At 60.6% G+C, this 12,601-nt stretch carries 8 protein-coding genes and 1 pseudogene; 5 read left to right on the top strand and 4 right to left on the bottom strand.

The features are described 5' to 3' along the window. Nucleotides 1–200: pseudogene (locus DQW91_RS15000) on the top strand (hypothetical protein); the annotation flags it as partial. Nucleotides 201–303: 103 nt separating this feature from the next. Here the strand turns inward: DQW91_RS15000 and DQW91_RS14995 are convergent. Continuing rightward, a complete protein-coding gene (locus tag DQW91_RS14995) occupies nucleotides 304–1,011 on the bottom strand; it encodes a L,D-transpeptidase family protein (RefSeq protein WP_112664456.1) in 708 nt (235 codons plus the stop codon). A gap of 398 nt (nucleotides 1,012–1,409) precedes the next feature. On the opposite strand from DQW91_RS14995, the gene DQW91_RS14990 reads away from it, so the two are divergent. The 4 genes from DQW91_RS14990 to DQW91_RS14975 all read left to right on the top strand — a co-directional run bounded on the left by DQW91_RS14990 (nucleotide 1,410) and on the right by DQW91_RS14975 (nucleotide 6,526). Then, entirely contained in the window at nucleotides 1,410–2,714 is a 1,305-nt protein-coding gene (locus DQW91_RS14990) for an epoxide hydrolase family protein (protein WP_112664455.1), read from the top strand. A gap of 34 nt (nucleotides 2,715–2,748) precedes the next feature. Continuing rightward, nucleotides 2,749–4,059, top strand: a complete 1,311-nt coding sequence (locus DQW91_RS14985; RefSeq protein ID WP_112664454.1) for an epoxide hydrolase family protein — start codon at nucleotides 2,749–2,751, stop codon at nucleotides 4,057–4,059. Between the two features lie 34 nt (nucleotides 4,060–4,093). Further along, the gene (locus DQW91_RS14980) at nucleotides 4,094–5,386 is read left to right on the top strand and encodes an epoxide hydrolase family protein (protein WP_112664453.1); all 1,293 of its coding nucleotides are present in this window, start codon (nucleotides 4,094–4,096) and stop codon (nucleotides 5,384–5,386) included. Between the two features lie 87 nt (nucleotides 5,387–5,473). Beyond that, on the top strand, nucleotides 5,474–6,526 hold the full coding sequence (locus tag DQW91_RS14975; RefSeq protein ID WP_112664452.1) for an alpha/beta fold hydrolase: 1,053 nt from the start codon (nucleotides 5,474–5,476) through the stop codon (nucleotides 6,524–6,526). 35 nt (nucleotides 6,527–6,561) lie between these two features. On the opposite strand, the gene DQW91_RS14970 is transcribed toward DQW91_RS14975, so the two are convergent. The 3 genes from DQW91_RS14970 to DQW91_RS14960 form a co-directional block, all read right to left on the bottom strand. Then, nucleotides 6,562–9,735, bottom strand: coding sequence for an efflux RND transporter permease subunit (locus tag DQW91_RS14970; RefSeq protein ID WP_112664470.1), 3,174 nt, complete (start codon nucleotides 9,733–9,735; stop codon nucleotides 6,562–6,564). Between the two features lie 16 nt (nucleotides 9,736–9,751). Continuing rightward, the gene (locus DQW91_RS14965; protein ID WP_245411054.1) at nucleotides 9,752–10,984 is read right to left on the bottom strand and encodes an efflux RND transporter periplasmic adaptor subunit; all 1,233 of its coding nucleotides are present in this window, start codon (nucleotides 10,982–10,984) and stop codon (nucleotides 9,752–9,754) included. A gap of 102 nt (nucleotides 10,985–11,086) precedes the next feature. After that, nucleotides 11,087–12,001, bottom strand: a complete 915-nt coding sequence (locus tag DQW91_RS14960) for an alpha/beta fold hydrolase (protein WP_112664450.1) — start codon at nucleotides 11,999–12,001, stop codon at nucleotides 11,087–11,089. Between the last annotated feature and the right edge of the window lie 600 nt (nucleotides 12,002–12,601).

The raw sequence follows: 12,601 nt of genomic DNA, 5'->3' as shown, positions 1-12,601 counted from the left end.
AGCCGCTCAAGATGAAGGCGGACTTCTTCTCGATCGACACGGCGAAGGATGCCAACGACTACTTCGTCTACGACAGCCAGAAGCGCGTCCTGTACTACGATGCCGATGGCAATGGCGCCAAGGCGGGGGTTGCGATTGCGACCTTCACCAACAACAAGGCGCTGAAGAACTTCACCGTCAAGGAGCTGTTCTTCATCTAAGCGGCGTTCAGCGGCTTTGAAGACCAACCCCGGCTTAAGCCGGGGTTGGTTGCCCTTTACGGCGCCCACACCGGCAGCGCCCGGACCGGGGTTGGCGCCGTTGTTATGCCGGCAGGACGATCACCTTCGTCTTGACCGGCGTTCGTTCGTACAGATGCATCATATCCTGGGTGAGGAGGCCGACGCAGCCGCTCGTGATGCCGTTGCCGATCGATTCGGCGTCGAGGCTGGCGTAGATCGTGTAGAGCGTGTAGGCGCCGTTCTGATAAAGATATAGCGTGCGGGCGCCGAGCGGATTGTCGAGGCCGCCCGGCATGCCGCCGGCGTATTTGGCCGCCTCGGGCTGGCGTTTGATCATCTCCTTGGGCGGGGTCCAGGTCGCCCATTCGCCCTTGCGCCCGACATAAGCGTCACCGCTCCACCGGAACCCGCCGCGGCCGACATTGGCGCCATAGCGGGTGGCGGTTCCGTCGTCCTCGATGCGGTAGACATAGTAATTGCCAGGATCGACGATAATCGTACCGGGCGCTTCCTTGGTGTCGTAGCGAACTGTCCGGCGATAATATTTCGGATCGACCTTGCTGACATCGACCGCAGGGATCGGGAATTTTTCCTCAGGCACCGGCCCGTATACCTTCGCCGCCTCGGCAAGGCTCATGCCGTCGGATGCGCAACCGGCCAGCCCCAGCGCACCGACACCGGCGGCCGAGCCGACCAGAAACGACCGGCGGGTGAGAAGCCCCGCCCGACGCCCGAGCAAAACTGCCTCGTCTCTCTCACCAGCACCGGCATTCCCACCGTCCATGATCATGGCCGTTTCCCATGTTTTGTTGCCCGACGAGAAAAATAGTCCGGCATACACCCGCTGAACGTCTTGCTGAGCTTAAGATTGCCGCCACGCGGCTCGGTTGGCAAGCCCGGGCCTTCGCTGCGCGGAGCTTGCCATGCATCAAAGTCAGTAACGTCTACGCGGTCTCGCATCTCACTTCGCATAGCGCTCGGGGTGGCCCAATCGGGACCGTCCCGAAGCCGGGCCGATTGGCCTGATCGCCGTCGGGCGGCGGCCTAACACGGACGATCTCGGCCTCGACAAGGCGGGCGTTGCGCTCGATGCCCGGGGCTATATTGGGGGAACTGATCCCTATGATTCACAGTTTATCGACGTCGCTCCTGTGCCGTGTGTTTGCATATCCGAAGAAGGAGCCAACCATGTCGTTCATCGACATCTTCGCCCGGATCGCTTTCGTCGCTCTCACCGTGGCCGCCATCAGTCTGATGCCCGCGCACCCAACCGCGCAGCCCACCACAGCGGGCGCGGCGCTTGAAGACACTGCAATCCGACCGTTTCACGTCAACATTCCGGAAGAGCAAATCGTCGATCTCCGCCGCCGCATCGCGGCGACACGCTGGCCTGATCAGGAGACGGTCACTGACCAGTCGCAGGGCATCCAGCTCGCGAAGCTCAAGCCGCTCGTCGGGTATTGGGGCACCGGCTACGACTGGCGAAAGGCGGAAGCGAAGTTGAATGCCTACCCGCAATTCATCACCAAGATCGACGGCCTCGACATCCACTTCATTCACGTTCGCTCGAAGCATCCGAATGCCATGCCGCTGATCATGACGCATGGCTGGCCCGGCTCGGTGTTTGAACTGCTCAAGATTATAGGCCCCCTGACGGATCCCACGGCTTATGGAGGGCGCGCCGAAGACGCCTTCGACCTCGTTCTCCCTTCGATGCCCGGCTATGGCTTCTCCGGCAAGCCGACCGATACCGGTTGGGGGCCCGACCGCATCGCGCGATCCTGGGCAGAGCTGATGAAGCGCCTCGGCTATGCCCGCTACGTCGCTCAAGGCGGTGATTGGGGCTCCCCCGTTTCCAGCGCAATGGCACGCCAGGCCCCGGCCGGTCTGCTGGGCATTCACATCAACTTGCCGGCCGTCGTCCCGCCCGAGGCGGCCGCGGCGCTCGCCGCCGGCGGGCCCGCGCCGGGAGGATTATCCGAGAAGGAACGCGCGACATTCGACGAGCTCAGCGCGGCGGCGAAAATGGGGAACAGGTCCTATGCCGTGATGATGGGCACGCGGCCACAGACGATCGGCTACGCCATCACGGATTCGCCTGCTGGCCTCGCGGCGTGGATGCTTGGGCATCCAGGGTTCACTAAGTGGACCTATAGCAGCAGCGATCCCGAAAAGTCGCCAGACGAGGTCTTAGACGACATCTCGTTGTACTGGCTGACGAACACCGCGACTTCGTCAGGGCGGCTGTATTGGGAAACCGGCGGAGGCAGTCCTGTTTTTGCGGCTGCACAGAAGACCGCCGAGATTACACTCCCGGTGGCCATCACGGTCTTTCCTGGGGAGAGCTATCGCGCCCCGGAGACGTGGGCCCGGCGCGCCTATCGCAACCTGATCTACTTCCACGAAGTCGACAAGGGCGGCCACTTTGCTGCCTGGGAAGAACCAGAGCTTTTCAGTGCCGAACTTCGAGAGGCATTTAGGCCACTCCGGTAATCGATCTGAAGACCCGCAACCAGGGAGAAAGACGATGCCCTTTCTGACCACCTCAGCCGCAGTGCTTCTGGCCACATCGGCAGCCATGATCGGCGTCGGTCTGGTCCCTACGCGCCTGGCCGCTCAGCCCGCCACGGCGAGCCCGGCGGCAGAGAGCGCTGCAATCCGTCCGTTCCACGTCAATATTCCGGAAGAGCAACTCGTCGATCTCCGCCGCCGCGTCGCGGCGACCCGGTGGCCCGACCGAGAGACGGTCAATGACCAGTCGCAGGGCGTGCCACTCGCGACAATGCGCGAACTCGCACGCTATTGGGCGACCGACTACGATTGGCGCAGGGCGGAAGCGAAACTCAACGCCTTGCCGCAGTTCATGACGACCATTGACGGATTGGATATTCACTTCATCCATGTCCGTTCGCGCCACCCGAACGCGCTTCCGGTGATCATCGCGCATGGTTGGCCGGGCTCGGTGCTCGAGCAGATCAAGCTTGTCGGGCCGCTGACCGATCCAACCGCGTACGGCGGGAGGGCCGAAGACGCGTTCGACGTCGTCATCCCGTCGATGCCAGGCTACGGCTTCTCCGGTAAGCCGACGAGCACCGGCTGGGGCCCCGAGCGCATGGCGCGGGCCTGGACGGAACTGATGAAGCGCCTCGGCTATACCCGCTACGTGGCCCAGGGCGGCGACTGGGGCGCGTTTGTGGTCGATCAGATGGGCTTGCAGGCGCCCGCGGGATTGCTCGCCATCCACACCAATATGCCCGCCACTGTGCCAGCCGACGTCGACAAGGCTCTCCTAGCCGGCGGCCCGGCGCCGACGGGCCTCTCAGCTGACGAACAGCGCGCCTATGCGCAGCTGGTTCGAACGTTCAAGCAAGTCGACTACGCCAGGTTCATGGGCGCGCGCCCGCAGACCCTTTACGGCATTGCGGATTCACCCGTCGGCCTCGCCGCCTGGCTGCTTGACCACAATGATGCCGACGGCCAGCCGGCAGCGGCAGTAGTCTCGGCTCTGAGTCGGACGATGAGCGCCACGGGCGAACTGACGCGGGATGAGATCCTCGACAACATCACGCTCTATTGGCTGACGAACACGGGGGTCTCTGCATCTCGACTCTACTGGGAATACAAGGGAGGCTTTTTCAACGCCAAAGGTGTTTCCATTCCGGTGGCGGTGACCGTCTTCCCCGGCGAACAATATGAAGCCCCGCGGAGCTGGGCCGAAAGGGCCTACCCCAAACTCATCTATTATCACCGAGTCGAAAAGGGCGGTCACTTCGCCGCCTGGGAAGAGCCGGAACTATTCAGTGCCGAACTCCGAGAAGCGTTTAGGTCACTCCGGTAATCGATCTGAAGACCCGCAACCAGGGAGAAAGACGATGTCCTTTCTGACGACCTCCGCCGCAGTGCTTCTGGCCACATCAGCAGTCACGATCGCCGTCAGTCTGATCCCGACGAACCTGACCGCGCAGCCTGCCCAAGCGGGAGCAGCAATGGAAGACACGGCGATCCGGCCGTTTAAGTTCCGCGCGTCCGACGAGGAGCTTGCCGATCTCAAGCGGCGGATCAAGGCGACTAAGTGGCCCAGCCGGGAGCTGGTGGCGGACGACTCGCAGGGCGTGCGGCTTGCGACGATGCAGAAGCTCGCCGACTATTGGGCGAATGAGTACGACTGGCGAAAGGTCGAGGCACGGCTCGATGCACTACCCCAGTTTGTCACCAATATCGACGGTGTCGATATTCACTTCATCCACGTCAAATCGAAGGATCCGAACGCGCTGCCCATGATTGTCACGCACGGCTGGCCGGGGTCGATTATCGAGCAATTGAAGATCATCGACCCGCTGACCAACCCGACGGCTCATGGCGGGACAACGGCGGATGCGTTCGACGTCGTCATCCCGTCGATTCCAGGGTACGGCTTCTCCGGCAAGCCCACGGAGCTCGGATGGGATCCGCAGCGCATCGCGCGCGTCTGGGCTGTCCTGATGGACCGGCTGGGGTACAAGAAATATGTCGCGCAGGGCGGTGACTGGGGCGACGCCATCTCCGAGCAAATGGCGCTTCAGAAACCCGCCGGGTTGCTTGGCATCCACACCAATATGCCGGGAACACTGCCTGATAATATCTCCGCGGCGCTTGCCGGCGGGCCATCGCCCACTGGTCTCTCTGCTGACGAAAAATATGCGTGGGACCAGCTGGACTTCTTCTACAAGCACCGTGTGGGTTACGCGCAAGAAATGGGCAACCGTCCGCAGACGCTCTACGCTCTGGAGGATTCACCCATCGGTCTTGCGGCATGGATGCTCGACCATGATGCAGCCAGCCAAAAGCTCATTGGACGAGTCTTCGACGGGCAGTCAGAGGGCCTCACACGCGACGATATCCTCGACAACGTCACGCTCTATTGGCTGACGAACACAGGTGTCTCATCGGCGCGGCTCTTTTGGGAGAGCAAGCTCGCATTCTTCGCTCCCAAGGGCGTTACCATTCCAGTCGCGGTGAGCGCTTTTCCGGACGAAATCTATACCGCGCCACGCAGTTGGACCGAGAAAGCCTTTCCAAAGCTGATTCACTACAACCGACTCGACAAAGGCGGGCACTTTGCGGCCTGGGAGCAGCCGGAGATCTTCGCTGGGGAACTCAGGGCCGCGTTCAAACCACTGCGTTGATGGGGAGGTCGGTGGCGTGCATGCAGTGTGTATCTTCGTCACCCGCCATTCCTGGCATCATCGGCCCGCATCCATTGGGAGAGGCTCATGCCCGAAGAGGTCGATCATGATCGCCGTCGCTTCTTGAGCAAAGCAGCCCTGACCGTTGCGGCTGCCGAACTCGTGCGGATGGGTTCGGCAGAGGCGCAATCCAGCCAGGGAGGAGCATCGGTTCCATCTGCGATAAGATCAGGAACGAATGCGTCATTCGATTCACTGAAGCAGATCGATGCTGGTGTCCTGAACATAGGATACGCTGAAGTCGGCCCAGCCGATGGCCCTGTAGTTCTTCTGCTGCACGGTTGGCCCTACGACATTCATAGCTTTGTCGATGTCGCCCCGTTGTTGGCGTCCGCGGGCTATCGGGTAATCGTGCCGTATCTGCGCGGCTATGGCCCGACCCGTTTTCTCTCCACTGAAACGTTCCTGAACGGTCAACCGTCGGCGCTCGCCGTCGATGCCGTCGCGTTGATGGATGCTCTCAAAGTTGAGAAGGCCACGCTCGCCGGGTTCGATTGGGGGGCGCGCACGGCCAACATCGTCGCGGCGCTCTGGCCGAAGCGCGTCAAGGCGATGGTGTCCGTGAGCGGTTATCTGATCGGTAGCCAGGAGGCCGGCAAGATGCCGTTGCCGCCCGCGGTCGAGCTCCAATGGTGGTACCAGTTCTATTTTGCCACGGACCGCGGGCGAGCCGGCTACGACAAATACCGGCGCGATTTCTCCAAGCTCATTTGGCGGCTTGCGTCACCGAAATGGGCTTTCGATGACGCTACATTCGATCGCACGGCGGCGTCCTTCGACAATCCTGATCACGTCAGCATCGTCATTCATAACTATCGCTGGCGACTCGGTCTGGCGGCTGGCGATCCGAAATATGATGATTTGGAAAAGCGGCTTGCCGAGTTCCCGGTCATTAACGTGCCGACCATTACAATGGAAGGCGATGCCAATGGCGCGCCGCATCCGGATCCGGCGGCTTATGCCAAGAAGTTCTCCGGCAAGTATGAACATCGGCTGATCACGGGCGGCATAGGGCACAACCTTCCTCAGGAAGCACCGCAGGCCTTCGCCGAAGCTGTAATCGACGTTGGCCGCTATTGACCGACGTCGAGATCGGCAGCTCGCAAGGAAAAGGTCTATTCCGCTGGATTCAGTGGAGGTTGGCGGGCTTGAGTGGCCAAGCGCGACCGAGCGAGTCTCAGAATGAGAAGCCTGATGGTCACGTAAAAGACGGGAGTCAGGAAGAGGCCGAAAAACGTGACGCCGAGCATGCCGCTGAACACCGCCGTGCCGAGCGAGCGACGCATCTCCGCGCCGGGGCCTGTGGCGACCACGAGTGGCAGAACACCGAGGATAAACGCCAGGGCGGTCATAATGATAGGCCGCAGGCGCAGGCGGCAGGCTTCGATCACAGCCTCCACCGGCGGTCGCCCTTCGACCTCGAGCTGACGCGCGAACTCCACGATCAGAATCGCGTTTTTCGCCGCGAGCCCCACCAGCACCACGAGTCCGACCTGCGTGAGGATGTTGTTGTCTTGGCCGCGCAGGCTGATGCCGATCAGCGCCGATAGTACTCCCATGGGAACAATGAGGATAATGGCGAGAGGCAGCGACCAGCTCTCGTATTGCGCAGCAAGCACCAGAAACACGAAGAGTACCGACAGGGCGAAGATGAAGATGGCCGTGTTGCCGGTCTGCCGCTCCTGAAATGCGAGCTCGGTCCATTCAAATGCCATCCCCGGCAGAAGGGCCTCTTGGGCGATCTTCTCCATTTCATCGAGCGCAGTTCCCGACGAGACGCCGGGAGCGGCGTTCCCTTGTAAGGAAACTGAGGTGTACATGTTATACCGCTGAATCAGCGCGGGCCCGGACGTTTCCTGGATCTCGACGAGGGTTCCCATTGGAACGAGTGCTCCTGTCGAGGAACGGACTCTCAAGCGATTGATGTCGCTTTGATCGATGCGAAAGCGTTGGTCGGCCTGCGCGCGGACTTGGTAGACGCGACCGAAAGCGTTGAAATCGTTAATATAGGCGGTGCCGAGGTTGACCTGTAATGCCTCGAAGATATTGACGATCGGCACGTTGAGTATACGTGCTTTCTCCCGGTCGATTTGGAGATAGACTTGCGGAGAATTGGCCGAGAAGGTGGTGAAAACGCCGGTCAGCTTGGGATTGCGCCCTGCCTGCCCCATCATCTGATAGGCAGCCGCGAGAATACCGCGTACCTCGTCATTCGCGCGGTTCTGGATCTGCATGTTGAAACCGCCAGAATTGCCTAGGCCTCGCACGGGCGGTGGCGGCACGACGATGATGAAGGCTTCCTCGATTTGCTGTAAACGCTGAAAGAGAGACGCGATGATTGCATGAGCAGGAAGATCGGGTCTTTCTTTGAACGGTTTGAAAGGCGCAAAGACCGCAGCGGAATTGGTTGCGTTGGTAAAGGTCGCTCCAGAAAAGCCCGCGAACCCCACGGCGTTTTGGACTCCAGGCGTTTTGCGTAGGATACTCGAGACACGCTGCACGACCTCATCGGTTCGTCCGAGCGCCGCTCCATCCGGCAGTTGAATGACGACGATGGCGTATCCTTGGTCGAGCAGTGGAATGAAACCACGAGGTACCGCGTTCGCGAGCCACACCGTTCCAGCAACGAGCCCGAGATAGATCGGTAGCGCAATCAGCTTGTGGCGCACCGCGTAGCTCACCGCGCGTGCATAACCCTGTGCCGATTGGTCGAAGCCGCGATTGAACCCGCCCGTGAGGGTTTTCACCGCACGGCCTGGCATGCTCCTAGGGCTGTCCTGACTGCGTGGTTTCAGGAGCCACGCCGCAAGTGCCGGAGACAGAGTCAAGGAGACGAAAGCGGAAATGACCGTCGAAACGGCGATGGTCAACGCGAATTGTCGGTAGAATTGTCCCGAGATGCCGGGGATGAATGCCGTCGGAATGAAGATGGCGGTGAGCACGAGAGCAATGGCGATCAACGCCGCGCCAACCTCGTCCATGGTCTCGTGTGCGGCATCGCGTGGTGTCATGCCGAGCGCGATATTGCGCGCGACATTCTCGACCACGACAATGGCGTCGTCCACGACAATGCCGATGGCAAGAACCATTCCGAACAGGGTGAGCGTGTTGAGCGAAAACCCCAGCGCCGCCATAATCGCGAAGGTGCCGATGAGCGAGACCGGAATGGCGAGGATTGGGATGATCGCCATGCGCCAGCTCTGGAGGAAAACGATGACCACGAGCACGACGAGCGCCACCGCTTCGAAGAGTGTTTTGTAGACTTCGCGGATGCTCGCCTCGATGAACTCCGTTGGATTGTAGACGATGCGGTACTCGATCCCCGGTGGGAAATTCACCTTCAACTTATCCATGGCCTGGATGATCTGGGCCGCTGCGTTCAGGGCATTGGTGTTGGGACGCTGGAAGATCGCAAGCGCCACGGCAGGCGCCCCGTTGAGATAGGAGTTGGTGACATAGTCCTGCGCTCCTAATTCGACACGGGCCACGTCATAGAGCCTGACAAGCCGCCCCTGAGGTGTCGCCTGTACGATGATCTCCCGAAACTCTCGCGGATCCTCGAACCGTCCTTGCGTGGTGACAGCAAGCTGGAAGGCGGCATCGGAGGGTGCTGGCTCCTGGCCCAGGGCCCCGCCAGAAACCTGGACATTCTGCTCCTGAATCGCGCGCACGACATCGCCAGAGCTCAAACCATAGGATGCAAGCTTCTCAGGATCGAGCCAGACGCGGAGCGAGTATTGCCGCTCGCCGAAGATGATGAGATCGCCCACGCCGTCGAGGCGCAGGAGTGGGTCACGAATATTGTTGCGAGCGTAGTTGGAGATATAGAGCTGGTCGTAGAGATTGTCCGGGGAGAGCAGATGCACCACAAGCATCAGATCGGGTGAACTCTTGAGCGTGGTTACACCCAAGCGACGCACCTCGTCCGGCAGGCGTGGGAGTGCGATGGCGACCCGGTTCTGAACGAGCACCTGTGCCGTATCGAGGTTGGTCCCGAGCCGGAAGGTGATGGTGAGCGCCATGGAACCGTCGCTGGTAGAATAGGAGGACATGTAGAGCATGTTTTCGACGCCGTTGATCTGCTGCTCCAGTGGCGTCGCGACGGTGGCAGCGACGGTCTGTGCGTCCGCACCGGGATAGCTGGCGCGCACGACGATCGTGGGTGGTGTGATCTCCGGATATTGCGCCACAGGCAGCGCGAAGTAGCTGATGGCTCCGATGATCAAAATGATGATCGAGATGACGGAAGCAAAGATCGGGCGGTCGACGAAGAAATGCGAAAAGCGCATGGAAACACCCTCGCCCTCAAGTGCCGTTCCGTTCACGCACTCGCGGCAATTCGATCTTGCTGGGGGAAACGACCACGCCCGGGCGCAGCCGCATCAATCCGTTGACGACGATGATCTCGTCACCGGTCAATCCCGAGCGGATGACCCGATAGCCGTCGATGCGAGGCCCGGTTCGCACCGGTTTTGCCGTGACCGTGTTGTCAGTGTTTAGCACATACACAATACGACGATCCTGATCGCTTCCCACGGCCTCATCGGGAATGAGAACTCCACGATGAGGATCCGACCCGCCAACGGTGACGCGGCCAAAGAGGCCCGGAACAAGATATAGATCCTTGTTGGGGAATCGGGCGCGGGCGCGGATCGTTCCGCTCGCCGGATCGAGGCGGTTATCGACGAAATCAAGTTCGCCGACTCGGTTGCCTTCCTTTTCGGTGGTGAGCCGCAGGACGACCTCGTTCTTGACCCCCTCGACTGAGGTTCTTGTGCCGCCTTGAAGTTGGTGCGAATAGGCGAGGAAGGAACGTTCGTCGACGTCGAAATAAAAGTGGATGGGATCGAGCGCGACCACATTGGTCAGGATTGTCTCATTGGCATTGATGAGATTGCCAACCGAGACGAGCTTGCGCGAAATACGGCCGGGAAGCGGGGATCTGATTTCCGTGAATTCAAGATCGAGCCGTGCCTGACGCAAGGCACCCTCCGCGCGATCAAGCTCGGCCTTGGCAACAAGGTAGATTTGACGTCGCTGATCGAGGACCTGGTCGGCGATGTTGCCAGTGAGCCGGAGTTGCTCCGCACGCTCTAGATCGTTCTTGGCGAAGTTCAAACGCACCTGTGATGACGTTACTGCCGCTTCGGCCTGCGCAAGGGCATTCTGATAAGGACGCTGGTCAATCGTGAAGAGCAGGTCCCCTGTCTTGATGAGGCTTCCGTCAACGAAGTGAACCTTTTCGAGGTAACCTGAAACCCGGGAGCGGATATCCACCTCGTCTATGGCTTGAAAGCGTCCGATGAACTCATCCTGCTCGACGATGTCCTTGACGACAGGCAGCGCGACCGTGACACGGGGCCCCTGCTGAGGTGCCTGAGCATCGGCGCACTGCATGAAAGCAACAAAAAAACTTGCAGCAAGAACGGGAGGCGTACAACGAACGAACATCGAACGATCTCCGATCCAGCGAGCACACGCAACACCATCATCATCGATTTGATATCGGGCTCTTCCGCGCCGAGGCAACTCGACCAACTGCCTCTTTAGTGATCCTTCCAAACAAGGGCCGCAAAGCTATAAATCAGGGAGGACCACTTCAAAGGGGGCAGGCCATTCCGACTCGGCCAATCGCGCCGATTAATTCCTGTCGAGGAAGGCGCGCACGGCGCTGACCGTCGCGGCAGGCTGCTCCTCCATCAGCCAGTGCCCGGAATTCGGGATCACGAGCTCGGTGACGTCGGTCGCGGCAGCCCCCATGACCACCGCCATGGTAGGTCCGAACGATTTCTCGCCGCCGACCGCCAGCACCGGCATGGTCAGCTTTCCTTGCGCCACGAAGGCCCGGTTGTCGGCCGCGTCCTGATCGAAGGCCGCAAACTGATTGAATCCGGCGTGCATCGCGCCAGGCTGGGCATAAAGCCTCGCATAGTGTTCCCGTGAGGCCTCGCTAAAGCTCTTCGGGTTGGCCGAGAATTCGTTCCAGAAGCGATCGAGATAGATTCGTTCCCGTCCGGCCACCAGCCGCTCGGCATCGGGACCCTGAAACGAAAAGTGCCACAGGGCCCGGTTGCGTACGATCTCGTCCCACGGGCCAATCCCCGGCAGTGGGGCGTCCATGATCACGAAGCGCGTGACCCGCTCCGGATGCAGGGCGGCAAACGCGTAGCCAACCATGTTGCCGATGTCATGGGTGACGAGGTCGACCTTGTCGATCTTCAGGGCGTCGAGCACGCCCGCCATGTCCTGGCCCTGGGTTTTCTTGTCGTAGCCGGTCTCGGGCCGGGACGAGAGTCCCATGCCCCGCAGATCCGGGGCGATGACGATATGATCGCGGGCGAGGTCGGCGGCCAAAGGCGCCCACATGTCACCGGTCTCGCCATAACCATGCAGCAGCAGGACCGCCGGTCCCTGGCCGCCGACCCGGACATGCAAGGTTGTCCCGTTGGTCTGGATCTCTTGCGTGCGAAAGCTGTCGGGATAAGGCTGGACCTGCGCCGCGACGGGCAGCGACATAACCAGGGCAGTTAAAGTGCTCAGCACGAGCCGAAACATGTCGGACCTCCTCCAGTCGAAGGAAAGCAGTTCTAGGCGACCCTTTTGCCTTTCCAAGCGCTGAGAGCATGGTGTGCCGCACCGTGGGATGCCACCGGGAAACTGTCACGGTCCTTGAGGTGCTGTCGGCCCGGCCCATCGCTGGATCTGTTCCCTGCGCACGATGATTTTGTCATGAGCTTCCTTTTACGCGGCAGCGACATGATCCTGCGCGTTCTTGGCTCGAACCGACAATTCACCGAGCTGTTTGGAAAGAGGCTTGGCCATGATTTGTCCCTCGGTCGAGAAGCTCGCCCACCCTAGCCCGAGGCTTTAACTAGATACGCACTTCGATGCGTCAATCGACAGTCATCAAAGGGATGGAAGCGTTGCGGTAGCAGCGCGCAAAAGCTTCATCGCTCCAGTCTGGTCCTATGCCTTCATCGTGAGCGAGCTTGTGGCTTGGCGGCTTGTTCCGGTGGGCAGAAATGCATCTGCGCCACTCGAGTTTTATTTTCTGCGTGCCAAGGCAGGCGCTCAAACAAGCGCTGTCAAAGTATTTTCAGAATGGTTGCGCGACGTTATCCGGGCCTTGGAGCTTTGCCGATAGGAAGTGCGCCC

Source organism: Microvirga flavescens (assembly GCF_003290125.1).
GTDB lineage: Bacteria > Pseudomonadota > Alphaproteobacteria > Rhizobiales > Beijerinckiaceae > Microvirga > Microvirga flavescens.
The sequence above is the reverse complement of the archived record's forward strand: the minus strand, read 5'-3'. Positions and strand labels throughout refer to the sequence as shown.